The organism is Shinella yambaruensis (assembly GCF_022899355.1).
Taxonomy (GTDB): domain Bacteria; phylum Pseudomonadota; class Alphaproteobacteria; order Rhizobiales; family Rhizobiaceae; genus Shinella; species Shinella yambaruensis.
Map to the genome: position 1 here is coordinate 132,941 of NZ_JALJCK010000007.1, position 26,998 is coordinate 159,938.

At 65.7% G+C, this 26,998-nt stretch carries 27 protein-coding genes; 23 read left to right on the forward strand and 4 right to left on the reverse strand.

Annotation, left to right across the window (positions count from 1 at the left end; all coding sequences use genetic code 11):
• Window positions 1–36: 36 nt before the first annotated feature.
• Window positions 37–1,467, reverse strand: coding sequence for an FAD-binding oxidoreductase (locus MUU56_RS17815; protein WP_244768627.1), 1,431 nt, complete (start codon window positions 1,465–1,467; stop codon window positions 37–39).
• Between the two features lie 222 nt (window positions 1,468–1,689).
• Between MUU56_RS17815 and MUU56_RS17820 the strand changes: the two genes are divergently transcribed.
• The 3 genes from MUU56_RS17820 (at window position 1,690) to MUU56_RS17830 (ending at window position 4,942) form a co-directional block, all read left to right on the forward strand.
• On the forward strand, window positions 1,690–2,838 hold the full coding sequence (locus tag MUU56_RS17820) for an alpha-hydroxy acid oxidase (protein ID WP_244768628.1): 1,149 nt from the start codon (window positions 1,690–1,692) through the stop codon (window positions 2,836–2,838).
• A 96-nt stretch (window positions 2,839–2,934) separates the two neighbouring features.
• Window positions 2,935–3,723, forward strand: a complete 789-nt coding sequence (locus MUU56_RS17825) for an IclR family transcriptional regulator (RefSeq protein ID WP_244768629.1) — start codon at window positions 2,935–2,937, stop codon at window positions 3,721–3,723.
• A 190-nt stretch (window positions 3,724–3,913) separates the two neighbouring features.
• Window positions 3,914–4,942: an amino acid ABC transporter substrate-binding protein gene (locus MUU56_RS17830; RefSeq protein WP_398431937.1), complete on the forward strand. Its 1,029-nt coding sequence runs from the start codon at window positions 3,914–3,916 to the stop codon at window positions 4,940–4,942.
• Between the two features lie 50 nt (window positions 4,943–4,992).
• On the opposite strand, the gene proC is transcribed toward MUU56_RS17830, so the two are convergent.
• Together proC and MUU56_RS17840 are read right to left on the reverse strand one after the other, a co-directional pair.
• Entirely contained in the window at window positions 4,993–5,814 is an 822-nt protein-coding gene (proC, locus tag MUU56_RS17835) for a pyrroline-5-carboxylate reductase (protein ID WP_244768849.1), read from the reverse strand.
• 16 nt (window positions 5,815–5,830) lie between these two features.
• The gene (locus MUU56_RS17840; protein ID WP_244768630.1) at window positions 5,831–6,595 is read right to left on the reverse strand and encodes an acetoacetate decarboxylase family protein; all 765 of its coding nucleotides are present in this window, start codon (window positions 6,593–6,595) and stop codon (window positions 5,831–5,833) included.
• Between the two features lie 276 nt (window positions 6,596–6,871).
• On the opposite strand from MUU56_RS17840, the gene MUU56_RS17845 reads away from it, so the two are divergent.
• From MUU56_RS17845 to MUU56_RS17940, 20 genes are all read left to right on the forward strand, one after another.
• A complete protein-coding gene (locus MUU56_RS17845) occupies window positions 6,872–7,612 on the forward strand; it encodes an acetoacetate decarboxylase family protein (protein ID WP_244768631.1) in 741 nt (246 codons plus the stop codon).
• An 80-nt stretch (window positions 7,613–7,692) separates the two neighbouring features.
• Window positions 7,693–8,550 (forward strand): ABC transporter substrate-binding protein, encoded by an 858-nt coding sequence (locus MUU56_RS17850; RefSeq protein WP_244768632.1) that lies wholly within the window; start codon window positions 7,693–7,695, stop codon window positions 8,548–8,550.
• Complete coding sequence (locus MUU56_RS17855; protein WP_244768633.1) at window positions 8,547–9,653, forward strand: amino acid ABC transporter permease; 1,107 nt, start codon at window positions 8,547–8,549, stop codon at window positions 9,651–9,653. The genes MUU56_RS17850 and MUU56_RS17855 overlap by 4 nt, the downstream gene beginning before the upstream one ends.
• A gap of 1 nt (window position 9,654) precedes the next feature.
• Window positions 9,655–10,404, forward strand: a complete 750-nt coding sequence (locus MUU56_RS17860) for an amino acid ABC transporter ATP-binding protein (RefSeq protein WP_244768634.1) — start codon at window positions 9,655–9,657, stop codon at window positions 10,402–10,404.
• Window positions 10,405–10,454: 50 nt separating this feature from the next.
• Complete coding sequence (locus MUU56_RS17865; RefSeq protein WP_244768635.1) at window positions 10,455–11,150, forward strand: GntR family transcriptional regulator; 696 nt, start codon at window positions 10,455–10,457, stop codon at window positions 11,148–11,150.
• Between the two features lie 85 nt (window positions 11,151–11,235).
• Window positions 11,236–12,033 carry an IclR family transcriptional regulator gene (locus MUU56_RS17870; RefSeq protein WP_244768636.1) on the forward strand — a complete coding sequence of 266 codons (798 nt, stop codon included), beginning with the start codon at window positions 11,236–11,238 and terminating at the stop codon, window positions 12,031–12,033.
• A gap of 132 nt (window positions 12,034–12,165) precedes the next feature.
• Window positions 12,166–12,939 (forward strand): enoyl-CoA hydratase/isomerase family protein, encoded by a 774-nt coding sequence (locus MUU56_RS17875; protein ID WP_244768637.1) that lies wholly within the window; start codon window positions 12,166–12,168, stop codon window positions 12,937–12,939.
• Between the two features lie 43 nt (window positions 12,940–12,982).
• The gene (locus tag MUU56_RS17880; protein ID WP_244768638.1) at window positions 12,983–14,527 is read left to right on the forward strand and encodes an AMP-binding protein; all 1,545 of its coding nucleotides are present in this window, start codon (window positions 12,983–12,985) and stop codon (window positions 14,525–14,527) included.
• Window positions 14,524–15,627 (forward strand): Zn-dependent alcohol dehydrogenase, encoded by a 1,104-nt coding sequence (locus MUU56_RS17885; RefSeq protein WP_244768639.1) that lies wholly within the window; start codon window positions 14,524–14,526, stop codon window positions 15,625–15,627. Before MUU56_RS17880 ends, MUU56_RS17885 begins: the two co-directional genes overlap by 4 nt.
• Window positions 15,628–15,651: 24 nt before the next feature.
• The gene (locus MUU56_RS17890; RefSeq protein ID WP_244768640.1) at window positions 15,652–17,085 is read left to right on the forward strand and encodes an NAD-dependent succinate-semialdehyde dehydrogenase; all 1,434 of its coding nucleotides are present in this window, start codon (window positions 15,652–15,654) and stop codon (window positions 17,083–17,085) included.
• Between the two features lie 87 nt (window positions 17,086–17,172).
• Window positions 17,173–17,868: an acetoacetate decarboxylase family protein gene (locus MUU56_RS17895; protein WP_244768641.1), complete on the forward strand. Its 696-nt coding sequence runs from the start codon at window positions 17,173–17,175 to the stop codon at window positions 17,866–17,868.
• Window positions 17,869–17,894: 26 nt separating this feature from the next.
• Entirely contained in the window at window positions 17,895–18,683 is a 789-nt protein-coding gene (locus MUU56_RS17900) for an SDR family NAD(P)-dependent oxidoreductase (RefSeq protein ID WP_244768642.1), read from the forward strand.
• 133 nt (window positions 18,684–18,816) lie between these two features.
• Window positions 18,817–19,932, forward strand: coding sequence for a branched-chain amino acid ABC transporter substrate-binding protein (locus MUU56_RS17905; RefSeq protein ID WP_244768643.1), 1,116 nt, complete (start codon window positions 18,817–18,819; stop codon window positions 19,930–19,932).
• A gap of 65 nt (window positions 19,933–19,997) precedes the next feature.
• Window positions 19,998–20,948, forward strand: coding sequence for a branched-chain amino acid ABC transporter permease (locus tag MUU56_RS17910; protein WP_244768644.1), 951 nt, complete (start codon window positions 19,998–20,000; stop codon window positions 20,946–20,948).
• 3 nt (window positions 20,949–20,951) lie between these two features.
• Window positions 20,952–21,947 (forward strand): branched-chain amino acid ABC transporter permease, encoded by a 996-nt coding sequence (locus tag MUU56_RS17915; RefSeq protein WP_244768645.1) that lies wholly within the window; start codon window positions 20,952–20,954, stop codon window positions 21,945–21,947.
• Window positions 21,923–22,747 (forward strand): ABC transporter ATP-binding protein, encoded by an 825-nt coding sequence (locus MUU56_RS17920; RefSeq protein WP_244768646.1) that lies wholly within the window; start codon window positions 21,923–21,925, stop codon window positions 22,745–22,747. The genes MUU56_RS17915 and MUU56_RS17920 overlap by 25 nt, the downstream gene beginning before the upstream one ends.
• The gene (locus MUU56_RS17925) at window positions 22,686–23,387 is read left to right on the forward strand and encodes an ABC transporter ATP-binding protein (protein WP_244768647.1); all 702 of its coding nucleotides are present in this window, start codon (window positions 22,686–22,688) and stop codon (window positions 23,385–23,387) included. The genes MUU56_RS17920 and MUU56_RS17925 overlap by 62 nt, the downstream gene beginning before the upstream one ends.
• A gap of 20 nt (window positions 23,388–23,407) precedes the next feature.
• Window positions 23,408–24,175: an SDR family NAD(P)-dependent oxidoreductase gene (locus MUU56_RS17930; protein ID WP_244768648.1), complete on the forward strand. Its 768-nt coding sequence runs from the start codon at window positions 23,408–23,410 to the stop codon at window positions 24,173–24,175.
• 114 nt (window positions 24,176–24,289) lie between these two features.
• Complete coding sequence (locus MUU56_RS17935; protein ID WP_244768649.1) at window positions 24,290–24,874, forward strand: helix-turn-helix domain-containing protein; 585 nt, start codon at window positions 24,290–24,292, stop codon at window positions 24,872–24,874.
• 28 nt (window positions 24,875–24,902) lie between these two features.
• The gene (locus tag MUU56_RS17940; RefSeq protein WP_244768650.1) at window positions 24,903–25,667 is read left to right on the forward strand and encodes an SDR family NAD(P)-dependent oxidoreductase; all 765 of its coding nucleotides are present in this window, start codon (window positions 24,903–24,905) and stop codon (window positions 25,665–25,667) included.
• A 47-nt stretch (window positions 25,668–25,714) separates the two neighbouring features.
• On the opposite strand, the gene MUU56_RS17945 is transcribed toward MUU56_RS17940, so the two are convergent.
• Complete coding sequence (locus MUU56_RS17945; RefSeq protein WP_244768651.1) at window positions 25,715–26,773, reverse strand: LacI family DNA-binding transcriptional regulator; 1,059 nt, start codon at window positions 26,771–26,773, stop codon at window positions 25,715–25,717.
• Window positions 26,774–26,998: the final 225 nt, after the last annotated feature.

The window sequence follows — 26,998 nt, forward strand, 5'->3', positions numbered from 1 at the left end:
CGGCATGGCCGCCGGTGTGGCATTGTCGCCGCTGGATCAGGCGTCCGGCGGAATGAGGCGGCCCGGATTGAACAACCCCTTGGGGTCCAGGGCGGCTTTGACGGCGCGCATGAGCGCAAGGTCCGCGGGGCTCTTGTAGCGGGCCATTTCCTTCAGCGAGACCTGTCCGACGCCGTGTTCGGCGCTGAACGTGCCGCCGAGCGCATGGGCGGCATCGTTGACCGCATGGCGGATCGTCTCGGCCAGCGCGTCGCGATCCTCCAGTTTATCCCACTGGTCGAAGGTGAAGAAGGGAATGAAGTGGACGTTGCCGTCGCCCATATGGCCGACGATGACCAGTTCGGCCTCCGGCGCGAGTGCCTTCACGGCGGCGCCGGCCTCGCGGATGAAGTCGGCTGTGGCGGAAACGGGCACGGCGCAATCGGTGGTGAGGCCGACGCCGCCCTTCTTGTTGGCTTCCGAAACGCTGTGGCGCAGTTCCCACATGGCTGCACGCTGGCTTTCGCTTGCGGCGATCACGGCATCCGTCACCAGACCGTCTTCGAACGCCCGGGCGAGAAGACCTTCAAGGGCGGCGTCAAGGTCGTCTTCGCCACCGGTGTCGGAAAGCTCGATCAGGAGGTGCCAGTCGTGCGCGGCCTCCAGCGGCGAGCGGCGCTGCGGCACATGGCGCACCACGAGGTCGAGCTGCTTGCGGTTCATCAGCTCGAAGCCGGAGAGTTTTGCGCCGCCCTGCTCCTGCACCCGCGTCAGCAGCCGCACGGCGGCCTCGGGCTCGGCAAGGCCGGCCCAGGCGACGGCGTGGCGTGTCGGCAGCGGATGCAGCTTCAGAACGGCGGCGGTGACAATGCCGAGCGTGCCTTCCGAGCCGATGAAAAGCTGCTTCAGGTCGTAGCCGGTATTGTTCTTGCGCAGCGCGGTCAGGTTCGACCAGACGGTGCCGTCCGGCAGCACGGCTTCGAGGCCGAGCACGTTTTCGCGCGTATTGCCATAGCGCAGCACCGAGGTGCCGCCGGCATTGGTGGCGATGGTGCCGCCGATCTGGCAGGAACCTTCCGCGCCGAGGCTGACGGGATAGTAGCGGCCCGCCGCGCGCGCCGCCTCCTGCACATTGGCGAGCACGCAGCCCGCTTCCACTTCCATCGTGTTGTTGACCGGATCGACCTTGCGGATGCGGCGCAGGCGCTCCAGCGCGACGATTACCGGCGCGGGGCCTTCGGCCGCCGGGACCGAGCCGCCGACGAGGCCCGTATTGCCGGCCTGGGGGAGAACCGGCACCCCATGCCGCGCGCAGCAGGCGACGATGCCGGCGACCTCTGCGGCATCGGCCGGGCGGGCGACGCACAGCGCCTTGCCACGATACCGGCCGCGCCAGTCCTCCGTCGCGAAGGCCATCGCCGCCTCGTCGGTCAACACCGCGTCGGCGCCGATGAGGTCCGTGAGCTCTTCAATCAGGGTCTTGGTCATTGGTCTTCCCAAGTGATCGCATTTCGATTATAGTAATTGAAATACGATAGACGATAATTGCCGGCCTGACAAGACGCCGACTCGGCTTTCCGAAAACGAGGCGGAAAACGATCGTGGCGCGAGTCGATTTTGCGTTGACAGGTACGCGCAAGAAATCGTATTGAAATCCATATGAATTGCATTGTGATTATATTTGATGCAGCCCAGAAATCCTGGTGAACCATGAAGCCGCTCAACGTCGCCGATTACCGCCTGGCCGCAAAAAGGCGGCTTCCCCGCGGCATGTTCGAATATATCGACCGCGGAACGGAGGATGAGGTCGGCCTCAGGGGCATCCGCAGCGCCCTCGACGCGACCCGGCTCAATCAGCACGTTCTCAACGACGTCTCCGCGCCCGATACCTCGACGGTGATCTTCGGGGAGACGCTGCCGCTGCCGGTCATCATCTCGCCGACGGCCGTCGCGGGTCTCGTCTGGCACGACGGCGAGGTGCAGCTTGCCCGCGCCGCGCGGGCGGCGGGCATTCCCTTCTGCGTGGCGACGCAGTCGATGACCTCCATGGAGGACATCGCGGCCGGCGCTGAAGGCGCCAATCTCTGGTTCCAGCTCTATGTCTTCGAGGATCGCGGGCTGACGCGTGACCTCCTGCGGCGCGCCAAGGCCCTCGGCATCCGCAACCTGCTCTTCACCGCCGATACGCCCCGCTCGCCGAAGAAGGAGTGGAACACCCGCAACGGCTTCGGCATCCCGATCAAGCCGTCGCTGGCCGGCGGGCTCGATCTTCTCACCCATCCGCGCTGGTCGCTCGCCGTGATGGCGCGCTACGTGCTGACGACGGGCGTGCCGACCTATGCGCATTATCCGCCGGAATACCGCACCAGCATCACGCGCGCCGCCGTCTGGGACAATGTGAAGCTGGCGCGACGGCTGACCTGGGACGATTTCGCCGAGGTGCGCCGGGAATGGGACGGCAACCTCATCCTCAAGGGCGTGCTCTCCCCGGCCGATGCCGAACGCGCGCTGTCGCTCGGGGCCGATGGCGTCGTCGTCTCGTGCCATGGCGGACGCAATCTCGATTCCGCCCCGATGGCGCTCGACGCCCTGCCGAAGATCGCCGATGCGGTCGGAGGGCGCATGACGATCCTTGCCGACAGCGGCATCCGCCGCGGCAGCGACATCGTCAAATACATCGCCTCGGGCGCCGACGCCGTGCTCGTCGGCCGCGCGACCCTCTATGGAACGGCGGTGGGCGGCGAAAAGGGCGCGAAGGGCGTGATCGACATCCTCGCCGAGGAACTCGACCATTGCATGGCCTTCACGGGACGCTCGCGCCTGTCGGAGATCACGCGCGACGCGATCTGGCGGCCATAATATCCGTCGTTCACACCTATCTGGCCTCGTCCCCTCGACGCGGTGCCGGCGGGCGGGCATTGTCGGCGGCCGGACGGAACGGGAGTGGATGGGCGCATGGCGGAAGAGAAGAAGGATACGGACGATCACCTGCTGGTGGGCAGCGTCGTCAAGGCGTTCCGCGTGCTGGAGGCGTTCGACCGTCCGCACCGCAGCATGGGTTTTTCCGAGATCTCCCGGGTGACGGGCCTTGAGAAGAGCGCCGCGCAGCGCGCCGCCCATACGCTGTGGCGTCTCGGCTATCTCGAAAAGACGCCCGGCTCCGGCGAATACCGGCTGTCGCTGCGCTGTCAGGACATCGGCATGCGCTTTGCCGAGACGAACCGCATCGTCGAGGCGGTCGCGCCCTATATCTCGCTCCTGCGCCGCAAGACGCAGGCCTCCGTCAATCTCACCATGCTCGACGGCACGGAGACGGTCTTCGTGCAGCGCCACACGACCGTGGACATGCTCGGCAACAAGCTCGGCGTGCGCGCGCGCCTGCCCGCCTATTGCACGGCGACGGGCATCGCCATGCTCGCCCGGTTGCCGGACGACGAGGTGCGGGACGTGCTGGCACGCAGCGACCTCAGGCCGGTCATGCCGAACACGGTCTGGCAGACCGACAGGATCCTGGAGCGCATCGGCGAGACTCGCGCGCAACGCTACGCCTTTGGCGTGGAGGAGGACATGGCGAGCGACATCACGCTCGCCTGCGGCTTCACCGATCCCGCGACCGGCGACGTCGCGGCGATCGGCCTTTCCTATTTCAGCGGCACGACGAGCGTCGAGGAGGTGCATGCCCAGGCGCGCGACCTGCTCGTTAGCGTGGTCGACAATCTTGCCGGCGAACTCGCCGGAAACTGACGGCGCTTTTTCTCTTTTTTTGCGATGAATGGCTCAAGAAGGAAGGATTCTGTCGCGCGTTATTAATTACAATGTAATTATCAAGAAATGGATTGTAATTTATCCGATTTGTTATACGATCAGCGTGTGGGGAGAGGGCGTGCGAAAGCGCCCATGAACCGAAAATCCAGGACAACAAGGGAACTGCGCTGTGAAGAAAATCGCGATGTGGGGCGCTGCCTGCTGGGCGGTGCTGGCTGTGGCGGGTGTTGCCTCGGCGGGCACGCTGGAGGACGTCAAAACCAATGGTATTCTCAAATGCGGTGTGACCACCGGCAATGCCGGTTTCTCCGCGCCGGACGAGAAGGGCGAGTGGGAAGGCTTCGACGTCGACCTCTGCCGGGCTGTCGCCGCCGCCGTGCTGGGCGATCCGACGAAGGTGCAGTTCACGCCGCTTTCGGCGAAGGACCGCTTTCCGGCGCTTCAATCCGGCGAGATCGACATCCTGTCGCGCCAGACGACCTGGGTGCTGAGCCGCGAGGCGAGCCTCGGCTTCCTCTTCGGGGCGGTGACCTATTACGACGGCCAGGGCTTTCTCATCAACAGCAAGAAGATGCCCGACGTGACCTCCGCGCTCGGCCTTTCCGGCGCGACGATCTGCCTGCTGGCCGGTACGACGACGGAACTGAACCTTGCCGACTATTTCAAGGCGAACAACCTGGAATATTCGCCGCTGGTCTTCGAGAAGATCGAGGAGGCCAAGTCCGCCTATGACAGCGGCCGCTGCGACGTCTATTCCGACGACCAGTCGAACCTCTACAGCGCCCGCCTGTCGCTGTCGGCCCCGGCCGAGCATGCGGTCCTGCCGGAGATCATCTCGAAGGAGCCGCTCGGCCCCGTCGTGCGCCAGGGCGACGACCGCTGGTTCAACATCGTGAAGTGGACGCATTTCGCCATGGTGCAGGCCGAGGAGTTCGGCATCACCCAGGCCAATGTCGAGGAGATGAAGACCTCGCCCAATCCGGAGGTCAAGCGCCTGCTCGGCATGGAAGCCGACGCGAAGCTGGGCACCGACCTCGGCCTGACCGAGGACTGGGTGGTGCGCATCGTCAAGGCCGTCGGCAATTACGGCGAGGTGTTCGACCGCAATATCGGCTCGGGCAGCCCGCTCAAGATCGCCCGCGGCCTGAACGGGCTGTGGACCGACCACGGCCTGCAATACGCCATGCCCGTGCGCTGAACGCCTATGATCGCCGGAGGCGGGCGACCGCCTCCGGCAGCGTCCGGCTTTCAGGCGGATATATTTCCGGCAAGCTCGACCGCGCGCCGATGCGCTGCCACCGCCGCCTTGCGCATCACGTCCCGCAGCCCCTCGTCCCCCATCAGGACGGTCAAAGCCGCCTCCGTCGTGCCGCCGGGGCTGGTGACCTGCCGGCGCAGGTCGGACGGCGGCGTGCCCGTTGCCATGGCCAGGGCGCCGGCTCCCTCGACCGTTTCCCTGGCCAGGGCCAGGGCGAGGGGGGCGGGAAGACCCAGGTTTACGCCGGCGTCGGCGAGGCATTCGATGAAATGGAAGACATAGGCGGGACCGGAGCCGGAAATGGCGGTCGCCGCGTCTATCGCCGCTTCGCTTTCCACCCGGTGCACCGTCCCGTTCGCCGACAAAAGCCCCGTCACACTCGCGATCTGCGCCGCGCTCGCCCGTTCGTTCGCGCAAAGGACGATGGATCCCTTGCCGATGGCCGCAGGCGTGTTCGGCATGGCCCGGACGATCGCAACCTCGCCGAGGCCGGCCGCGATGGAGGCCAGCGGAATGCCGGCGGCGATGCTGACGGTGACACCCTCGGCCACATGCGGCCGATAGGCCGGCAGCGCCGCGGCCATGACCTGCGGCTTGACGGCGAATATCGCGAGCGCGGCCTTGAAGCCGGGTTCGAGCGTTTCCGTCGAGACATGGGTCCTGACCCCGAGCGCGCCGGCCTCCTCGCGCAGCGAAACGGCCGGCTCGACGACATGGACCGCGTCGGCGCAGATGAAGCCCGCGTCCAGCCAGCCCCGCAGCATCGCGCGGCCCATATTGCCGCATCCGACCAGCAGCAGCGGGCCGCTCATGGTATTGTCGTCCATATCAGGTCTCCGTCGCCGGAACGCCGTTGACCACAAGATCGGCAATGGTCTTGCCCCAGCCGTTCTCTTCCGTGGCGAAGAAATCGCCGACGACATAGCTGGCGGCCAGCACCGTCACGGGGCCGAGCGGGCCGATCGGATCGGTGGGAAGCGAACCGAGCGACACCGCCGCCGAGCCCCAGCGGCAGGAGGTCAGGCGGAAATCCGGCGAGGTGTCGCGGGCGATCACCCGCTTGTTGAGGATCATGCCGTCCGGCGCGGGCTGGATGTGGATGTTGAGATGCGGCGTGGTCTTCAGCGGCTCCGTCTCCGTCCCGTCGAAACGGCAGTCGATGGCGATGAGCGGCACGCCGTGGCGCACGACGCGCGCGCTCGCGCCGCCGTCCTTCTCCTCCAGCGTGATCGTGCCGAATTTTTTCGGATAGCCCCAGAGGTCGCGGCCGGCGGCGATGGCGGCGTCGTTGTCCTCGTATTCGAACAGGAAATAGCCACCCTCGCGCTCGCCGAAACGAACGGGAATGACGATGCCCGCATCCATGAAGGGCGCCTTGCGGCAGTTGGTGAAGTCGGAAACGTAGACGAGGAACCGGTCGCCGTTCAGCGTGAAGGGCGTGTTTTCCAGATACTGGCTGAGGATGGCCGGATCGCCTTGGCAGATCGCGTTGAGGCTGCGGTTGCCGGGGCATTCGTAGGGTACGAACGGATCGGGAATCAGGGGAGCCTGGAGCGGCATGTTGTTGCCGTTCTGAAGGGGGATGCGATTCATGGCGGTCCTCTCGGTAGTGCGTGAAGGAATATTTTAGAAAATTCATTTCTGTGAAATTGATATAGGGGACTTTCGTATCGTCAAGCGATTTCCGCGGCTGCCAGCACTTGGAAGAGCGTAAATCCCAAGCCTTATTTCCTGCCGGGAATCGAAATAATGTATTCTGATCAGTTGGATATGAAGAGTTCGAGCGGCTTGGCGGAAAGCCTGCTTGACAGAATTTCAAAATTGATCTGAAATGTTAGTGCAATGAAATTTTGAACGGCTGTGAGCGACATGAAACCGTACGACCCCCTGCAATTCTGGAATTTCCTGCGCTTCGGCCCGGGCAATGTCACCTATGCCTGCCCCGGCCTGAAGACGCTCTCGGTCTATTGCCGGGGCGCGCGCGCGCAGATGGAGCGCCTTCTGGACCCGCTGCCCTTCGAACTGGCGGATGACCGCTTCGTCGTCTCCATCGCCGATTTCGGCAACAATTCCGGCCGCACCTATTTCGACGCCGCGGTCATCCTGCCGGTCCGCTACGGCGAGCATGTCGGCGGCACCTATTATTTCGAATACGAGGACAAGCACACGACCGTCGCCGGCGGGCGGGAGCTGTGGGGGTATCCCAAGCATTTCGCCCGGATCGAACTGGAAGAGACGGCGACCGGCATGCGCGGCAGGACCTCGCTCTACGACGACGTCATGTTCGAGATCGCGGTGGATTTCGACCCGTCGGTGAGCCGCGAGGCCTGGGCGGACCTGCGCCTCTTCCCGCACTACCAGGTGCGTGCCGTACCTGAGGTCAACGGGCCGGGTTTCCAGACCTTCGACATCATCAGCCGCAACACCATCAAGGATTACAAGCTGACGGAGCGCAAGGTCGGTCGCGGCCGCGTTTCCCTCGGCCCGACGATTTCGGTCGGCGAGGAACGGCTGCGGATCGCCGAGGTGCTCGGCGCCGAATATACGGTGGGCGATTTCGCCTCGACGCCGGAAAATGGCGTGCCGACCGTCGTCGCGTCGCTCGTTTGACGCATTTGCGGCGCCGGATCCGGTTTTGCGGATCCGGCACCGATACCCGATAAAGCTCGACCAAAAAGGGGAATCACGACATGAGCAAGGTATCCATCAAGACACTCCTGGCCTCGGCCGTCTTCGCCGTGCTGGCGGCAGCGCTGCCGGCAAAGGCCGAAACGGCGGCGTTCGGCCGCTGCGAATTGAAGGAGGGCGCCGCCAAGCACGCGTTGAGCCCGGCCCATGAGGGCGTGCTGACCATCGCCGTGCCGCTGCCCTCGCCGCAGGCCTACCAGGGCAACACGCCGGAAACCATCGACGGCGGCTATCTCTATTGCCTCGGCGCGGAGATCGCCAGCCGTGGCGGCATCGGCAAGATCGTCGTCAAGAACGCCTCGTTCGAGTCCCTCGTGACGGGCAAGGCGTCCGATTTCGACATGTCGATCTGGGATCTCTTCCCCACCGACGAACGCAAGAAGTCGGTCGATTTCTCCGGCAGCTACCGCTTCACCGATACCGGCGTGATCGCCAAGGCCGGCAGCGACGTGACGGCGAAGACGCTGGGCGCCAAGCGCATCGGCGTGCTGCTCGGCTCGGTGCAGGAGAAATTCGTGCGCGAGAAGCTGAAGCCGACCGGGGACCTGCGCATCTTCCAGTCGAATGACGATATGTGGGCGGCGCTGATGGCCAACCAGATCGACGCGGCGCTGGCCGATACGGAAACGGCGCTGCCGCGCGCCACCGCCTCGAACGGCGCGCTGAAGGTGTTCGGCCGCTATCCGATCGGCGGGGACGTCGCGATCCTCTTCCCCAAGGGCTCCGCCAATGTCGCGCCCACCGATGCGATCCTGGCTGACATGCGCGCCGACGGCTCGCTTCAGGCGATCGAGGTCAAGTGGCTGGCGCCGATCCTCGGCGCGCCGGTGTCGAGCATCGAAGAGTGGACCACCGAATGACGGCGGCGAAGATCCTCGACGCGGCGGTCTCGCCGGGGATGGGCGAGGGGGCGCGGCAGACGCCTCCGCTGCCGACCGGCTGGCCCCTTGCCTTCGCCGCGGCGCTGGCCGTCGCTTCCGTCGGCATCGGCTTTCTTGCCGGAGGCAGCGTCGCGATACTCGCTGGCGAGAGCATGCGGCTCGTCGGCGCGATTGCGGCCGCGCTCGCCGTCGCCTTCGCGCTCGGCATCCCCATGAGCCGCGCGTTGCGGGCGCGGCGCCTTTCGGCCGAGGCCTGGCGCGGGGGCGTTCCCGTCGCCGCGCGTGTCGAGGCGGCCCATGCCCGCCACCATGCCTTCACGGCGATGGGGCTCGGCCTCTTCCTTTTGCCCGTGCTCGCGGTCGCGACCTTCCTGACGATCAACGATGCGGTGGTCTACAAGACCTTCCTGCGCGGCGACGTCATCCTGGCGAGCCTTGTCGACGTCACCAAGGCCTTCGGCGCGAACCTCACGATCGCCGTCGCCGCGCAGGTCCTCTCCATGCTGCTCGGCCTGCTGCTCGCCATCGGCCGTTCGTTGCAGGGATCGAGCTTCGCGCTGGTGCGCGGCGTCTGCATCTTCTATGTCGATATCTTCCGCAGCCTGCCGGCCATCGTCATCATCTACCTCGTCTGCTTCGGCGTGCCGCTGATGGGCATTCCCGTGCTCAGCGACGGCGATCCGATGCTCTATGCCATCGTCGCGTTGTCCCTGACCTATGCCGCCTATAACGGCGAGCAGTTCCGCGCCGGCCTCAAGGGCATCCATCACAGCCAGATCTCCGCCGCCCAGTCGCTCGGCATCCCGCCCGGCGCGGTGCTGCGCCTCATCGTGCTGCCGCAGGCCATGCGCCGCATCGCCGGCCCCATGCTCGGCAATTTCATCGCGCTGCAGAAGGATACCGCGCTGGTGAACATCGTCGGCATCGTCGATGCCTTCACCCAGGCCAAGATCTATTCCGCCAACTACTACAATCTCTCGTCTGTCACGGTGGTCTGCATCCTCTTCATCGCCATCACCATTCCGCAGACCCGGCTGGTCGACTACCTCGTCGCCCGCGCCGACACCAAGGAGGGCCGCTGAGATGGCAAGGCCGCTGATCGAACTTGAGGGCATCGGCAAGTCCTACGGCACCTTCCGCGTCATCGACGGCATCGACCTCGATATCCCGCGCCATTCGGTCGTCTCGCTGATCGGCGCGTCGGGCTCGGGCAAGTCGACGCTGCTGCGCTGCCTCAACGGGCTGGAGGATATCCAGCAGGGCGAGATCCGCCTGGACGGCGAGGTGATCTCCGGCCTCGGCATCGACCACGTGGCGCTGCGCCGACGCGTCGGCATGGTGTTCCAGAGCTACAACCTCTTTCCGCACATGTCGGTGCTCGGCAACTGCACGGTCGCGCCCGTCATCACCGGCGCCTGCGGCCGGGAGGAGGCGGAGGCGCGGGCGCTCGCCATGCTGGAGCGCGTCGGCATGCGCGACAAGGCCAAGGCCTTTCCCGACCAGCTTTCCGGCGGCCAGCAGCAGCGCGTCGCCATCGCCCGCACCATGATCATGCAGCCGGAGGTGCTGCTGCTCGACGAGATCACCTCGGCGCTCGATCCCGAACTGGTGATGGAAGTGCTCGATCTGGTGCGCGATCTGGCGCAGCAGGGCATGACGATGCTACTCACGACGCACGAGATGAGTTTTGCGCGGGAAATCTCGGATAAAGTGTGCTTTCTCTACAAGGGCCGGATCCTGGAGGAAGGCCCGCCGGAGCAGGTGTTCGGCGCGCCGCGCGAGGCGGCGACGCAATCCTTCCTGCGCCGGGTGACGGCCGCAGGAAGGCTATGAGGTGAAGGCGGGCGCGGGGCGCCTGCCGGGCAGGCAGTGAAGGACATGTCATGACGACCATCGCGGCGGGCGCGGCCATGCTGCCGGACAGCGACAAGGCGGCCAAATCGGAGGAGCGCTTCAGTGACAAGGTATACGGCATCCTGCTCGACCGGCTGGTGCGCCTGCATTACCAGCCGCTGCAGCCGCTCAACGAGCGCGAGCTGACAACGGAGCTGGATATCGGGCTTGCCCCGATCCGCGAGGCGCTGCGGCGGCTGGAGGGCGAGCGTCTTGTGGTGATCTACCCCCGGCGCGGCATCTTCGCCGCCGATATCGGCCTGCGCGACCAGCAGTCGATCAAGGAGATCCGGCTGGAGATCGAGGGGCTGGCGGCCTCGCTCGCGGCCGTGCGCGCGACGACGCAGGAGCGTCAATCGCTGATGAAATTCGCCGAAAAGCTGGTGGAGGAGCGCGACATCTCGCTCCAGATCGCCGGGGACGCCGAGTTCCATCGCCGCATCTACCGCATGGCGCGCAACGACTATCTTGCCGCGATGCTGACGCAGAACTTCAATCTCGCTCTCCGCCTCTGGTATTTCTGCAACCAGAGCGCCCCATCGCAAAGCCCCGAGGCGGTCGATCACCGGCCGCTCGCCGTCGCCATCCTCGGCGGCGACAGCGAGGCGGCGCGCGGCCTGATGCGCGCGCACGTCGCCCATGATTCCGACCGCGTGCGCGATCTCCTGTTCAAGAGCGCCGGCTGATCGCGGCCCGGGCGGGCTTGCCGTTGCCGGGAGGCCGGGTTACACGGGGCCACAGGGCATCGACGCGATTGCCGGGGTAACGAGTTTGGCTGCTGACAACACGAAGGGTCCGGACGACGCCGATCCGCTGATGGTGCGGTCGGTGGAAAAGGCGTTCCGCGTGCTCGAGGCATTCGACGGCACGAACCGCAGCCTCAGCCTGGCGCAGATCGGCGCCAGTGTCGGGCTCGACAAGAGCGCGGCGCAACGCTTCACCCACACGCTGAACCGGCTGGGCTACCTCCGGAAGGACCCGGTAACGAAGCGTTTCGAGCTCAGCCTGCGCAGCCTGGAGATGGCGCGCCATTTCATCACCGCCAACCCGATCGTCAACCAGGCGATGCCCTATCTCCTCCATCTCAGCCGCGAGACGGAGGAGACGGTGAACCTGACCCTGCCGGACGGCGTGGACATCGTCTTCGCCGCCCGCTTCATGAGCCGGCACATGCTCAACACCGATGTGGTGGTGGGCACGCGCATGCCCGCCTTCTGCACGGCGCCGGGCCGGGCGATCCTTTCCCGCCTGCCGGCCGAGCAGGCTATCTCGCTGCTCGGGCGTTCGCCCCTGCAGGCCTTCACACCGCAAACGGTGCACACGGTCGAGGCCCTTGTCGCGCAGCTTAATATGGCCCGCCATGCCGGCTATGCCACGACCTGGGGCGAATTCTTCCCCGGCGATCTCTCGGTCGCGGCCGCCGTGCTCGACCAGGCCGGCCGGCCCGTGGCGGCAGTGAATATCGGCGTCTCCAACGCGCGCTACACGCCGGAGAAAGCCGAGGAGCTTTTTGCGCCGCTCGTCACCGCCGCCGCGCGCTCGATCTCGCAGGCGTCCCCGGCGTTCTGAAATCCTGACACAAGGTCTTTTCGCGCATCTCCGCCAGCCGGCGGCCGATCCTGCACGTCATGAAGAATCCCGTTGACAATTTCATGCATCGAAATACAATACATCGTATTAAATAGAAATACGGTGATCGACATGGCAGATTTCATCCTGACGCAGCAGCATGGCGCATGCCGTGTCATCACGCTGAACCGTCCCGAGGTTCTCAATGCCTGGCACGCGCAAATGCGTGCCGATCTCGTAGAGGCGCTGGAAGCTGCCGAAGAGGATGCGTCCGTCGGAGCGATCGTCATGACCGGGTCGGGGGAGCGTGCCTTCGGCGCCGGGCAGGACCTCAACGAGACCAAGACCTTCGATCCCGACCGCGCGGAACTGTGGATCGGCGAATGGGAACGGCTCTACGACTGCATCCGCGGCCTGTCCAAGCCGCTGATCATGGCGTTGAACGGCCTTGCCGCCGGCTCGGCCTTCCAGGTCGCGCTGCTCGGCGATTTCCGCATCGGCCACGACGGCGTGAAGATGGGGCAGCCGGAGATCAATTCCGGCATCGCCAGCACCACCGGCCCGTGGATCATGATGGAGATGATCGGCCTTGCGCGCACGACCGACCTCACGCTGAGCGGGCGGATGATGGAGGCGGCGGAATGCGCCGCGATCGGCCTGATCAACCGGATCGTGCCGCGCGAAGAGGTGCTTGCGGCAGCATTGGCGCTGGGCGAGGCGCTTGCCGCCAAGCCGCGGCTCGCCATGAAGCTCAACAAGCAGCGGTTCCGCGAAGTCACCGAGGCGCGCTTCCGCGATGCGCTCGCCGCCGGCGTGCGCAACCAGCGCATCGCCTATGGCGACGGCGAGCCCAACCGGATGATGGAAAAGTTCCTCGCCGCGAAGTCCGGGGCCAAATCCGGCTGATCCGCGTCCGCTTTCGATATCAACGACGTTCCAGGACCTCAGCGTGCAAGACCAAGGTTTCGTTTCCCGCCTGCCGGCCCGCGCCGCCGCCTCGCCCGAGGCCATCTATGCGACCTTCGATGGCGAGCCGATCACCTTCGCGGATCTGCACCGCAAGTCGGACAGCGTGGCGGTCGAGCTGCGCCGCCTGGGTGTTGCGAAGGACGATCGCGTGGCGCTCATGCTGCGCAACAGCCCCGACAGCCTTGCCGTGCTGTTCGCCATCGCCAAATGCGGCGCCGTCTGGGTGCCCGTCAACGTGCAGCTGCGCGGCGACGGCCTGAAATACATCCTGGACCATTGCGATCCGCGCGTCGTCTTCGCCGACCGCGATCTCTTCCCGGATCTCCTGGCATGTGGCGCCGACATGCGCGCCTTCCGGCTCGTCGCCGAGGCGGGAGAGGCGGATAGCCTCGATGGGCTCGCCGGCCGCGGCCATGTCTTTTCCGAACCGCTGCCCGCGGCGGACGACCTCTTTGCGCTGAACTATACGTCCGGCACCACCGGCCGGCCGAAGGGGGTGCGCGTCACCCACCGCATGCTGCGCTACGCCGCCGAAGGGGCGATGCTCTGCTCGGATGCCCGGGACGGCGACGTCTTCTTCGTCTGGGAGCCTCTCTACCATATCGGCGGCGCGCAGCTCATCCCGATCCCGCTGCTGCGCGAGGTCACGCTCGCCATGGTGCAGCGCTTCAGCGCCAGCCGCTTCTGGGATCAGGTGCGCGCCTGCGGCGCGACGCAGATCCACTATCTCGGCGGCGTCCTGCAGATTCTCCTCAAGCAGCCGGAAAGTGATCGGGACCGCGACCACAAAGTGCGCGTTGCCTGGGGCGGCGGTTGCCCGCGCGACATCTGGCGCGCCTTCGAGGCGCGCTTCGGCACACCACTGCGTGAATGCTACGGCATGACGGAATCCTCCAGCATCACCACGTTCAACGCCGCCGGCATCGTCGGGTCGGTCGGCACGCCGGTGCCGTGGCTTTCGGTGGAAATCCGCGATGAGCAGGGAGCGCCCGTGGCGGCTGGCGTGCCGGGCGAGATCGTCGTCCATCCGCGTCGGGAAGGCGCGGTCTTCGCCGGCTATTTCCGCAACGAGGAGGCGACGGCGAGGGCGCTGCGCCCGGATGGCTTCCATACCGGCGACCTCGGCAGCATCGACGCCGACGGCAACCTTTATTTCCTCGGCCGCCTGACGGACAGCGTGCGGGTGAAGGGCGAGAACGTCTCGGCCTTCGAGGTGGAGCACGTCGCCGGCAGCCATCCGATGGTGGAGGATTGTGCGCTGATCGGCGTTGCGGCCGAGGTCGGCGAGCAGGAGATCAAGCTCTTCATCAAGCCGAAGGCGGGAGCCGCCATCGATTTGCCGGCCTTCTCCGCCTGGCTCGGCCAGCGGCTCGCCCCGTTCCAGAACCCCCGCTACCTTGCCGTGGTCGACGATTTCGAGCGCACGCCGAGCCAGCGCATCATGAAGCACCGGCTGCCCGCCTCCGTCGAAGGAAGCTGGGACAGGCGGCAGGCTCAAGGCCTCGAGAGGGGAAACGCAGAATGAAGGCCGCCGTTCTCTATGGCTACAACGAGGACCTGGTGATCGAGGATGTGGCGATCGGCGAGCCGGGCGACCGCGAAGTCCTCGTGCGGATCATCGCCACCGGCGTCTGCCACAGTGACCTCAGCGCCGCCAGGGGCAAGTCGCGGCCGAAGCTGCCGATCATCCTTGGGCACGAGGCGGCCGGCATCGTCGAGCGCACCGGCTCGGCCGTATCCAAGGTCCGGAAGGGCGACCATGTCATCCTCTCCTGGGCGCCGAACTGCGGCGAATGCTTCTATTGCCACAAGCGCCTGCCGACCATGTGCGACACCTATGGCGAGGCCGCCGGCGGCGGAACGCTCTGGAACGGCGCGCAAAGGCTCGGCAGCGCCGAAAAGCCAGTCCATCACTTCACCTGCGTGTCGAGCTTCGCCGAATTCGCCGTCGTGCCGGAATCGGGTTGCGCGCGGATCGAGAAGGACATTCCCTTCGAGGTGGCTGCGCTCGTCGGCTGCGCGGTGACGACCGGCTTCGGCGCCGTCGTCAACGATGCGCGCGTCGAGCCCGGCGAGGTCGTCGGCGTGATCGGCGTCGGCGGCGTCGGCATCAACGCCATCCATGCGGCGTCGTTGGCCGGCGCGGAAGCGGTCGTGGCGATCGACATCAACCCGGAAAAGGAAGCGGTCGCCCGCTCGTTCGGGGCGACGCACTTCCTCAATTCCGCGACGCAGGACGTCACTGCGGAACTCAAGGCGCTGAGCCGCGGCCGCGGCCCGGACAGCATGATCGACTGCACCGGCCGGCCGGCGGCCATCGCACTTGCCTATGACGGCGTCCGGCTTGGCGGCGCGGTGATTTCCGTCGGCATCGCGGCGAAGGGCGAGATGGTTTCCCTGCCGGCCTCGACGCTGCCGAACACCCAGAAGCGCATCATCGGCAGCAACTACGGCGGCGGGGTTCCCGAGCGTGATTTCGAGCGCATCCTTGGCCTCTACCGGGCCGGACGCTTCGACCTCGACCGCCAGGTCGGCGAGCGCGTGCCGCTGGAGCGGATCAACGAGGCCTTCGGCTGGCTGGAGCAGGGCGTTCTTGCCCGCACGCTCGTGTGCTTCGACCGCTGACCCATCCTATCGAACGAGGAAGACATGTATCCCGATACCCAACTCTTCATCGCCGGCAAATGGATCAATGGCGCGGACGGCGAGACGCTGCCCGTCCTCAACCCGGCGACCGGCGGCGAGATCGGCCGCGTCGCAAAGGCGGCGACGGCCGACATGGATCGTGCGCTTGCCGCCGCCGATGCGGCTTTCGCCATATGGCGCAGGACGACCGCGCGTGAGCGCGCAAAGCTGCTGCATGCCGCTGCCGACAATCTGCGCGCCCGTATCGAGGAGATCGCGCCGATCCTGACCATGGAGCAGGGCAAGCCGCTTGCCGAAGCCCGCTCCGAACTGCGCAATGCCGATGATGTGATCCGCTGGTTCGCGGAGGAGGCGATCCGCTCCTATGGCCGCATCATTCCGGCGCGCAGGCCCGGTATGCAGCAGATGGTCATGAAGGAGCCGGTCGGCGTCGTCGCGGCCTTCACGCCATGGAACTATCCGGTCGCCCAGGCCATCCGGAAGATCTGCGCAGCCCTTGCGGCAGGTTGCACCGTCATCCTGAAGGCCGCAGAGGAGGCGCCCGCATCCTGCGCCGCGATGATCCGCGCCTTCGCCGATGCGGGCTTTCCGGACGGGACGGTCAACCTTCTCTACGGCGTCCCCTCGGAAATCTCCGAATATCTCATTCCGCACCCGACCATCCGCAAGGTCTCCTTCACGGGCTCGACGCCGGTCGGCAAGCACCTGACGGCACTTGCCGGCGCGCATATGAAACGGGTGACGATGGAACTCGGCGGGCACGCGCCCTGCATCGTCTGCGCGGATGCGGACCTCTCCTCCGCCGTCTCGATGCTCGCCGGCCACAAGTTCCACAATGCCGGCCAGGTCTGCATCGCGCCGACGCGCGTGCTGGCGGAAGAACCCGTCTATGAAACTGTGCTCGACGGTTTCGTCGCCGCAGCGAAGGCCGTGAAGGTGGGGGACGGGCTCTCGCAAGACGTCGACATGGGGCCGATGGCGAATGCGCGCCGGCTCGACGCCATGGACCGCCTGATCGGCGACGCCGTCGCGCGGGGTGGCCGCCTCCTGACGGGCGGCAGCCGCATCGGCAATGCCGGCTTCTTCTTCGAGCCGACGGTGCTCGCCGACGTGCCGCAGGATGCGGCGATCATGAACGAGGAGCCGTTCGGGCCGGTGGTGGTCGTCAACCGTTTCGCGACGGTCGACGCGGCGATTACTGAAGCGAACCGGCTGCCCTTCGGCCTTGCCGCCTATGCCTTCACGCGGTCCCAGAAGAACGCGCAACGCTTCGCCGAGGACATCGAGACGGGCATGCTCTCGATCAACGACTATGGTCTTGCCTATGCCGAGGTCCCGTTCAACGGCGTGAAGGATTCCGGTTACGGCTCCGAGGGCGGGCCGGAGGCGCTGGAAACCTTCCAGTCCATAAAGTTCGTTTCGCAGACGAATCTATAGAAATCATTCAAATGAAATCTTGACTTCATTTTTTCATTGGTGTGAACTTCTGCTTGACATGAACATACAGGAAAGACCCGATCTCCGATGTCTCAGCAGGCCTATTCCCTCCCGCAGCGTGCGCCCCTCTACCAGGCGCCGCCGTTCGACTACAAAGCCTTCAGCAAGGTCAGCGTGTTCTGCCGTGTCGACGAGGCGGCGATCCGCGCGGCGCTGCCCGCGCCGTTCGATGTCAGGGGCGACGTGATCGAGTTCTTCATCATGGACGTCCCCGCGGGCGGTTCGCTCGGCACCTATGCCGAGGGCGGCATCGTCGTACCGATGAGCTACAAGGGGCGCCCGGGCGGCCATGTGCTCTACGAGATCGTCACCAATGACGACTCGATGGCCGTCGGACGCGAGGTCTGGGGCTATCCGAAGAAGATGGGCGAAGTGGACTGGAAGGCGAGCGAGGCGGCGGTCACCGCGAAGCTGTCGCGCCGAGGCACCTCGCTGATCGAGATCGACTTCAAGGCCGGCGGCCCTGCCTTCGACAAGCCCGTCCTGCAGCCGCGCTTCCAGACCCGCATCATCCCGTCGCCGGAAAGCGCCGCCGTCGAGACCCAGATCATCGAGAATTCGCTGGGCCAGTCCGAAATGCTTCGCCATGCCTTCGGCACGGTCGACCTCAAGATCGGCGGCAATGCCGGCGATCCGTTCTCCGATTTCCAGATCCGCGAGATCGTCGGCGCGGAAATGATCGTCGCAAATTTCGTGCTCGCCTTCGGCAAGATCGTCGGCTGAAGGGACCGCTACAGGGAACCGTACACATGATGTGTGCAAAAGCGCCCGAAAAGATGTTCAGGCTCGATGAAAAGCGGGTCTTCATCACCGGTGGCGGCGGCGGCATCGGCCGCGCGGCGGCGCGGATGTTCGCGGCCTTCGGGGCACATGTCGTGGTTCTCGACCGGGATGCGGCGGCGGCGGAAGCCGTCTGCCGGGACGTGACGGAGACCGGCGGCGCGGCCACGGCCGCCGCCCTCGATGTCACGGACGAGGCGGACGTCCTCGGCGTGTTCGCCGCTGCGGAACGGCAGGCTGGCGGCCTCGACATCCTCGTCAACAATGCGGGCATTTCGATCCGCCGTCCATCGACGGAGCTTGCCCTGGAGGACTGGAACAGCGTCGTCTCGGTCAACCTGACGGGCATGTTCCTTTGCTCGCGGACGGCGGCGCGCTCCTGGATCGGCCGCGGCGTTCCGGGCGTGGTGATCAACACCGCGTCGATCATGAGCTATTCGGGCGGCGGCCTGCACCCGAACGTCTCCTACCAGTCGACCAAGGCCGGCGTGGTGAACCTTACCCGCACGCTTGCGGTCGAATGGGCCGGCAGCGGTATTCGCGTCAACGCGGTCGCGCCCACCTGGGTCCGCACGCCGCTGATCGACCATCTGACCGCGGATGCGGCACAGATGGAGAAGATCCGCAGCCTGACGCCGCTCGGCCGTCTTGCCGAGCCGGACGAAGTGGCTGCGGCCATGGTCTTCCTGGCCGGGCCTGCATCGGCGATGACCACCGGCCATGTGCTGGCGGTCGACGGCGGTTATCTCGCGAAATGAGGAGGTCGGACGAAAACGTCAAGTAGTCGCATGCCCGGTCACTGTCGTGAAGAATGCATATAATAATTTCACGCATGCGTTGCCCGGATGGGAGTTCCGTGCAACCAATCGCACCAAACGAAAGGGGAACCTTATGACCAGAAACCGTGTACTTCTTTCCGCCGCCCTGCTGTTGGCATCGAGCGTGCTGCCGGCCATGGCGGACGATATCGTGCTGGGTGGCAGCGCCCCCATGTCGGGTGCGCAGGCCGAGTTCGGCCAGTCGCAGATCGACGGCGCCCAGCTTTATTTCGACCAGCTCAACGAGAAGGGCGGCATCAAGGGCAACAAGGTGGTGTTCCGCCCGCTCGACGACCGCGCCGACCCGCGCCAGGGCACGCTCGTCGCCCAGCAGTTCTGCGACGACAGCGCCGTGATCGGCGTGATCGGCCACATGAACAGCGGCGTCACCATGCCCGCGCTCGACATCTATTCCGAATGCGGCATGCCGCAGGTCGTGCCCGCCACCAATCCGGAACTGATGCGCATGGGCTTCAAGACCGTCGTGCGCCCCGTGGCCAACGATTTCGTGCAGGGCGCGCTGCCGGCGAAGTACGTGACGGAGAAGCTCGGCCTGAAGACCGCCGTTCTGGTGCATGACAAGACCGTCTTCGGCCAGGGCATCGCCGGCGTGTTCAAGGACAATTTCGAAGCTGGCGGCGGCAAGGTCTCCGGCACCCACGGCACGAATCCTGAGGATGTCGACTTTTCCGCCCTGATCGCATCGATCAAGCTGGAAAACCCCGATGTCGTCTATATGGGCGCCGGCATGCCGCAGCTTGCCCTGTTCCTCAAGCAGATGCGCGAGCAGGGCCTGAAGGCGCAGTTCATCGGCCCGGATATCGGCTTCACCGTCGATTTCATCACGCAGGTTGGGGCGGCCTCCGCCGAAGGCGCGCTGATGACGTTCCAGCTGCCGCCCTACGACTCCTCGCCGGAGCTGAAGGACTTTTCCGAACGCCACCAGGCCCGGTTCGGCCGGGCGCCCGGCCCCTATGCCTCGCTCGGCTTCGCGAATGCCCAGGTCATGGCCGCCGCCGTCGAGAAGGCCGAGATGCTGGACCGCGAGGGCGTGCTTGCCCAGTTACACGGCGTGACGGTCGACACGCTGCTCGGCCCGGTCGCCTTCGACGAGAACGGCGAGAACACCACCGCGCCGATGTATCTCTATGTCGTCAAGGACGGCAAGTTCGAGCTGATCAAGCAATAACGGCCGGACGCATCGTCAATGGGGCCGGCGCTGCCGCGCCGGCCCGTCGCAGAGAGGCGATCCCCTTGTTCGACTATTTTCTCCAGCAACTGATCTTCGCGCTCGCGATCGGCGCGATCTACGGACTGATCGCCCTCGGCTATACGATGGTCTACGGCGTGATGCGCCTGATCAATTTCGCGCACGGCGAGTTCTTCATGCTCGGGCCGTATGTCTACACCTTCATCTTCAGCGGCCTCGTCGGTCTCGGTGGGCTTGCGCCGGTGCTGGATTCGGCCATCGCCATCGTCGCGAGCTTCGTGATCATCGGCCTTCTGGGCGTGGCGATCGAGCGCTTCGCCTATCGGCCGCTGCGTGCCTATGGCCGGCTGGCGCCGATGCTGAGCGCGCTCGGCATGTCCATCGTGCTGCAGAGTGCGGTGCGCGTGACGGTCGGCCCGCAGCCGGTGCATTTCCCGGCGATCGTGCCGAGCACGCCGGTCGCGGCGCTCGGCGGCATGGTGACGACGGTGCAGCTCGGCATCCTTGCCGCCGCGGTCCTGCTGATGGTCGGGCTCACGCTCTTCGTCAACGGCACGCGCCTCGGCATCTGGATCCGCGCGGCCTCCGAGAGCTGGACGACTTCCAGCCTGCTCGGCATCCGCGTCAACCGTGCCGTCAGCCTCGTCTTCTTCATCGGCCCCGGCCTCGGCGCGATGGCGGGCATCATGTACGCCTCCTATTACGGCATCATGCAGCCGACCATGGGCTCGGTCATCGGCCTCAAGGCCTTCACCGCGGCCATTCTCGGTGGCATCGGTTCCATTCCGGGGGCCATGCTGGGCGGTTTCCTGCTCGGCGCGATCGAGACCTTCGGCACGGCCTTCCTGCCGATCCTCTCCGGCGGCCTCATCGGCACGGAATATAGGGACGTCTTCGCCTTCGCCGTCCTCATCCTCGTTCTTCTGTTCAAGCCTGCCGGCCTGCTCGGCGAGACCGTCTCGGAAGAAACGACCGTCGCAAAGAAGGATTACTGAGTCATGGGCAACCCGGTGATCGTCCGTCGGATCGGCCTTCTGGCAGCACTGGCGCTTTGCGTGGTCCTGCTGGCGCTCGTGCCCAAGCTTCCGCCCTACTATGTCCGTGTCGTGGACAGCATCCTGATCTACATCATCCTCGCCGTCGGGCTCAATCTCGTGGTCGGCTATGCGGGCCTGCTCGATCTCGGCTTCATCGCCTTCTACGCGGTGGGCGCCTATGCCTATGCCTTCCTTGCCAGCGGCCAGTTCGACATCCACCTGCCGTTCATCGTGATCCTCTTCATCGGCGCCGCCGTCGGGGCGCTTGCCGGCATCCTGCTCGGCTTTCCCGTGCTGAAGCTGCGCGGCGACTATCTCGCCATCGTCACCTTGAGCTTCGGCGAGATCATCCGCATCGCCATCAACAATGCCGACGACCTGACCAACGGCCCGCAGGGCATTGCCGGCCTCGACCGGGCAAGCCTCTTCGGCCTGCCGCTGACGAGCCCGGTGCATTTCTACTGGCTGCTGCTGGCGCTGGCGATCATCGTCTGCGCAGGTGTCTACTACATGGAGCGCTCGATCCTCGGCAAGGCGTGGCGGGCGATGCGCGAGGACCAGGACGTCGTGCGGGGCCTCGGCATCAACACGACGACGCTGAAGCTGCTCGCCTTCGCGCTGAGCGCGGCGATCGGCGGTGCCGGCGGCGTAATCTTCGGCTCGTTCCAGCGTTTCGTCAGCCCGGAAAGCTTCACCTTCCAGGAATCGCTGCTCGTCGTGCTGATCATCATCATCGGCGGCGTCGGCAACATCGTCGGCGTCATCGCCGGGGCCGTGGTGCTCGTCATCCTGCCGGAAGTCCTGCATTTCGCCGCGCAATACCGCCTGCTGATCTACGGGATCGTGCTCGTGGCGGTCATCGTGCTTCGCCCGGGCGGCCTCGTCTCGCCCCGCTTCAACCTCGGCTTCATCGTTCGGAAGGTTCGGTCGCTATGGCTCTCGCCCTCGAAAACGTAAGCAAGCATTTCGGTTCGCTGGTGGCGATCAGGAACCTCACGCTATCCTTCGACGTCGGCTCGATCTACTCGATCATCGGGCCGAACGGGGCGGGCAAGTCGACCGTCGTCAACATGATCGCCGGCTCCTATTCCGTCACCTCGGGCGCGATCCGGCTCGGCACGACCGAGCTCAGCAGGCTGCCGAAGCATCGCATCGCCCAGCTCGGCGTCGCACGCACCTACCAGAACCTGCGCCTCTTCGACGGCATGACGGTTCTGGAAAACCTGGAGGTGTGTTTCTTCCCGCAGTCCTGGATAAGCTTTCTGAGCGGGACGAAACGCCTCGGCAAGGCCGAGCGCCTCGACATCTGCCATGCCTGCCTCGCCGAGTTCCATCTGTCGGATGTGGCGGACGTGCTCGCCGGCGACCTGCCGTACGGGCGGCAGAAGATCCTCGAACTGGCGCGCGCCTTCGTCACGCAGGCGCCGATCGTGCTGCTGGACGAGCCGGCGGCGGGTCTCAACCATACCGAGACGAAGGACATGGCGGCGATGATCGCCGGCCTGAAGCGCGCAGACCGGGCGATCATCCTCGTCGAGCACGACATGGACATGGTCATGTCGATTTCGGACCGGATCGACGTGTTGAACTACGGCGAGCTGCTTTGCTCCGGCACGCCGGATGTGGTGCGCGCGAATGAAAGGGTGCAGGAGGCCTATCTTGGAACCACGGAAGAACTCGACGACATCCGCAAGCTTGCTCAAGGTCGCCGGGCTCAAGGCGGGCTACGGTCGAACGCAGGTATTGTTCGGCATTGACCTGGAGGTCCGCGCCGGCGAGATCGTCACGATCATCGGCGCGAACGGTGCCGGCAAGACCTCGACGCTGCGCTCCATTTCCGGCCTGACGCAGGTCTATGCCGGCGAGATCGAATTCAAGGGACGGCCGATCAGGGGGCTGCCGCCGGAGGAGATCACCCGCCTCGGCCTTGCCCATTGCCCGGAGGGGCGCCAGATCCTCCAGCGGCTGACGGTCGAAGAGAACCTGCTCGCCGGCTATCTTCCCGGCCGAGGGCGCAGCTTCGACGAAATCCGCACTGAGGTCTACGACATGTTCCCGATCCTCAGGGAGCGGCGCCATTCGCTGGCGAGCCGGATGAGCGGCGGGCAGCAGCAGATGCTGGCGATCGGCCGCTCGCTGATGGCGACGCCCGAGCTCCTCATGCTGGACGAGCCCTCGCTCGGCCTTGCGCCGAAGATCATCAACCAGATCTTCGAGATCATCATCGGCCTTTCCAAGTCCGGCATCAGCCTTATCGTGGTGGAGCAGAACGCGGCCGTGGCGCTGGAGATCGCCGACTATGCCTATGTGATAGATGCGGGCCGGTGCTCGGTGGAGGGCGGGGCGCACAACGTGCTCAACGATCCCGACCTCAAGGCGGCCTATCTCGGCGCTTGAGGCCGGAGAGGAGAGGACGGATGCAAAAACGGGAAAGTTCCATCCTGGTCACCGGAGCGGCGTCCGGCATCGGGCGCGCCATCGCGCTTGCGCTCGCCGCGCAGGACGCGGCGCTGACGCTGTTCGACCGGGACGCCCCGGCCTTGCGCGCGGTGGCCGATGCCTGCCGCGCGGCAGGTGCCGCGGTCGTGGACGTTGCGGGAGACGCATCGTCGGATGCCGATATGGCGTCCGCCGTGCGGCAGGCCGTGGAGGGGCACGGCTTCCTGTCAGGCGCGGTGGCGGCCGCCGGGATCGCCCGCAAGGGCGATGTCACGACGCTTTCTGACGAAACATGGCAGGCGACGCTGGCGGTCAACCTGACGGGACCCTTCCTTCTCGCGCGCCACAGCGTGCCGTATCTTCTATGCAACGAGGCTTCCGCATTCGTTGCGATCAGCTCGGATTCCGGCGTGCGCGGCTCGCGCGGCTATGCCGCCTATTGCGCGTCCAAGCACGGCGTCGTCGGCCTGATCCGCTGCATGGCGCTCGATCACGGCCCGCAGGGCCTGCGCAGCAATGTCGTCTGCCCTTCCTTCGTCGATACGCCCATGGCAGACGGCCTGCTGCGGGAAGGGGGCGGGACCTACGACCGCGCATTCTACGAACGGCGCGTGCCGCTCGGCCGCTTTGCCCGGCCGCAGGAGGTTGCCGATGCCGTGCTCCATCTTCTTTCGCCCCAGGCAAGTTATGCCAATGGCATGGTCTATGTGCTCGACGGCGGCACCACCGCCGGCACCTTTGGATGAGGTCCTCAGGTGGGGACAATCGCGCCGCCAGCAGCGGCGGAAAGCGCATGACATTGACTTCATGAAGTGTTTGTTCGATTTCATCATGCAAGTGAATTCGTTAGGTTATGCTCAATGCCAAAATCCACTTCCGAGGCGCGGACGCCGGACCATGTCGGCAAGACGCTGCGTGAACTGCGCCGCTCCCGCCGCATCACCATTCAACAGCTTGCCGATGGCCTCAACCGGTCGACAGGCTATGTCAGCCAGCTCGAACGCGGCCTATCCCAGCCGACGCTGAAGGACCTTTACGCTGCCTGTACCATCTTCGGCGTGCCGATGAGCTGGTTCGTCGACCTGGAAGAGAAACAGCCGGAAGCGGAGCGCGAGAAGGATATCGTCGTGCGTGCCGGCCAGCGCCGTTTCATGCTGCATCGGGGCGCACGCACCGAACTCCTGACGCCGCAGCTTGATTCCGACGTCGAATTCATGATGTCCACCTTCGAACCGGGGCTCGAGACGGAGCTGAAGAACGTGCCGACGGCCGGCGCCGAATACGGCTACATCCTGAAGGGGCGGCTGGAATTGTGGGTGGACGAGGAGAAGTTCGATCTCCTGGAAGGGGACAGCTACCGCTTCAACCGCTCCTCGACCTATCACTCGCGCAATCCATCGAAGACCGAACCGACCATCATCATCTGGGTCGGCGTCTATAAATAGCCGCCGGCCGAAGCAGCAGGCCACCGCCATGACGACATCGTTTCCGGACCCCGCGGCTTTCGTCGGCAAGGTCGCCTTCATCTCGGGCGCCGCCTCGGGGATCGGGGCCGCGACCGCGGGCAGGCTCGCCCGTCTCGGCGCACGGCTCGTCCTGGCCGATCGCGACGCTGAGCGGCTTGCTGCCTTTGCGGCGCAGCTGGCGACGCAGGACGTGCTCGCCCTCAATGTCGACGTGACGTCCATGGCGAGCGTCGAGCAGGCGATTGCCGCAGGCATTGCCCATTTCGGCGGGCTCGACCTCGCGGTCAACTCCGCCGGCATCGACCTGCCGCGCTGCGCGACGGCGCACTATCCGGCGGAGGATTGGGACAAGGTCATCGCGGTCAACCTGACCGGGGTGTTCAATGCGGTGCGCAACCAGATACCGGCCATGCTCGCGCGCGGCGGCGGCTCGATCGTCAACGTCTCGTCCATCATGGGCTTTCGCGCCTTTGCCGGCCAGCCCGCCTACACGGCCGCCAAACACGGCGTCATCGGCCTTACGAAGGCGGCCGCGCTCGATCACGCGGCGCAGGGCGTGCGTATCAACGCTGTCGCGCCGGGCTTCATCGAGACGCCGCTGCTTGCCCATCTCAGCGAGGAGAAGAAGCAGGAGGCTGCGATGCTTCATCCGGTGGCGCGCCTCGGCCAGCCGGACGAAATCACGAGCGTCATCCTCTTCCTGCTGTCGGACGCGGCCTCCTTCGTCACCGGTGCGTGCTACGAGGTCGATGGCGGCTATCTGGCAAGGTAATCGCCGCGGTGGTCCGACGCGCTCGATGATGCAGGCGATGCGGCCGGCTACTTCCCAGGCGCCGCGCCGGTGCTTTGACGGGAAACGAACTCAATCGGCAGCAAAGCCGTTGAAACGAGCGGCTTGCCGGAAATCGCATCGACCAGAACCTCCACTGCCCGCGCGCCCATCGCCGCTCCGGGCGTGCGCAGGGTGGTGAGGGCGGGCCGGACATAGGCTGCCACATCAAGGTCGTTGAAGCCGAGGACGGAGAGATTTCGCGGCACATCCAGCTTCAACTCGATCGCCTGCTGGATCAAGGCAACCGCGATCACGTCGTTCACCGCGAACACGGCCGTCGGCCGGTCCTCGCGCGCCAGTTCCGGCGCCGCCCGGCGGCGGACCGCTTCGACGGTATAGTGCTCGGCCTCCCAGACCTCGGTGTGAAGGCCAAGCTTCGCCGCCGCCACTTCAAAACCGATGCGCCGGCGAACCGGGCCCGGCCAGCTCGGCTTCACGGTCATGACGGCAACGCGTTCGTGGCCGAGCTCGGCGAGGTGCCGGGCGGCCTGTTCGCCGCCATCCTCGTCCGCCGCAGCGACGCTGCAGATGAACTCGCGTTCGCGGTTTTCCTGAAGCATCGCGATGGGGACCCTTTCGGTGCGGGCAATCCTTTGCAGGCGCTCCAGCTGGGTTTCCGGCATCAGCTCGGTGCTGCAGATCAGTGCGTCGGCGCGGCCTTCGCGAACCAGCCGTATGGCTTCCTCCTCCGCCGTGCCCTGCCGTGTGAGGATGGGCGTGACATAGAAGCCGAGCTCGCGCGCCCTGGTGGTGGCACCGTAGAGGAACATGCCGTGCAGCGGTTCCCACCCCTCCCGCAGCCGCATCTGCGAGTGATCCGCGCCATCTTCGAGCAGCATGGCGATAATGCCCGACTGCTTCAGCCGCAGGGCACGCGCGGCCGCGCTCGGGCGGTATCCGAGCTGGCTGATGGCAGCCTCGAGGCGCTGGAGATTCTGGCCGCGCGGTTTGAAGCGGCCGGTCAGAAAGTTGGACACGGTCTGCGCGGAAACGCCGGCCAGAGCCGCGACATCCGCGATCGTCGGGGGCTTCGTCTTCTTGTCCACCTGCGCTCCTCACCCTGCGTTCGGCCAGTGCGACGTTAGTACGCGAGCCCTCACCAGAACAACGGCCTTGCGACCGCGTCAGCCAAGAATTGCGCGGGATTGTCGTCTGAAACCTCCTCGCGCATTCGGGTGCTCCACGCAGCGGTCGATTGATTTTTCCGACCGGCCGCCCTTGCGTATTTTCAATTTCGTGGCTCTAATGTTTATATCGTTAAAGTTTTTGCG

Coding starts and splice junctions, on each gene's coding strand:
- MUU56_RS17820 (WP_244768628.1), top strand. CDS start 1,690: ATGAAGCCGCTCAACGTCGCCGATTACCGCCTGGCCGCAAAAAGGCGG.
- MUU56_RS17815 (WP_244768627.1), bottom strand. CDS start 1,467: ATGACCAAGACCCTGATTGAAGAGCTCACGGACCTCATCGGCGCCGAC.
- MUU56_RS17855 (WP_244768633.1), top strand. CDS start 8,547: ATGACGGCGGCGAAGATCCTCGACGCGGCGGTCTCGCCGGGGATGGGC.
- MUU56_RS17940 (WP_244768650.1), top strand. CDS start 24,903: ATGACGACATCGTTTCCGGACCCCGCGGCTTTCGTCGGCAAGGTCGCC.
- proC (WP_244768849.1), bottom strand. CDS start 5,814: ATGAGCGGCCCGCTGCTGCTGGTCGGATGCGGCAATATGGGCCGCGCG.
- MUU56_RS17875 (WP_244768637.1), top strand. CDS start 12,166: ATGGCAGATTTCATCCTGACGCAGCAGCATGGCGCATGCCGTGTCATC.
- MUU56_RS17895 (WP_244768641.1), top strand. CDS start 17,173: ATGTCTCAGCAGGCCTATTCCCTCCCGCAGCGTGCGCCCCTCTACCAG.
- MUU56_RS17860 (WP_244768634.1), top strand. CDS start 9,655: ATGGCAAGGCCGCTGATCGAACTTGAGGGCATCGGCAAGTCCTACGGC.
- MUU56_RS17905 (WP_244768643.1), top strand. CDS start 18,817: ATGACCAGAAACCGTGTACTTCTTTCCGCCGCCCTGCTGTTGGCATCG.
- MUU56_RS17890 (WP_244768640.1), top strand. CDS start 15,652: ATGTATCCCGATACCCAACTCTTCATCGCCGGCAAATGGATCAATGGC.
- MUU56_RS17885 (WP_244768639.1), top strand. CDS start 14,524: ATGAAGGCCGCCGTTCTCTATGGCTACAACGAGGACCTGGTGATCGAG.
- MUU56_RS17840 (WP_244768630.1), bottom strand. CDS start 6,595: ATGAATCGCATCCCCCTTCAGAACGGCAACAACATGCCGCTCCAGGCT.
- MUU56_RS17845 (WP_244768631.1), top strand. CDS start 6,872: ATGAAACCGTACGACCCCCTGCAATTCTGGAATTTCCTGCGCTTCGGC.
- MUU56_RS17915 (WP_244768645.1), top strand. CDS start 20,952: ATGGGCAACCCGGTGATCGTCCGTCGGATCGGCCTTCTGGCAGCACTG.
- MUU56_RS17850 (WP_244768632.1), top strand. CDS start 7,693: ATGAGCAAGGTATCCATCAAGACACTCCTGGCCTCGGCCGTCTTCGCC.
- MUU56_RS17930 (WP_244768648.1), top strand. CDS start 23,408: ATGCAAAAACGGGAAAGTTCCATCCTGGTCACCGGAGCGGCGTCCGGC.
- MUU56_RS17900 (WP_244768642.1), top strand. CDS start 17,895: ATGATGTGTGCAAAAGCGCCCGAAAAGATGTTCAGGCTCGATGAAAAG.
- MUU56_RS17935 (WP_244768649.1), top strand. CDS start 24,290: ATGCCAAAATCCACTTCCGAGGCGCGGACGCCGGACCATGTCGGCAAG.
- MUU56_RS17825 (WP_244768629.1), top strand. CDS start 2,935: ATGGCGGAAGAGAAGAAGGATACGGACGATCACCTGCTGGTGGGCAGC.
- MUU56_RS17920 (WP_244768646.1), top strand. CDS start 21,923: ATGGCTCTCGCCCTCGAAAACGTAAGCAAGCATTTCGGTTCGCTGGTG.
- MUU56_RS17865 (WP_244768635.1), top strand. CDS start 10,455: ATGACGACCATCGCGGCGGGCGCGGCCATGCTGCCGGACAGCGACAAG.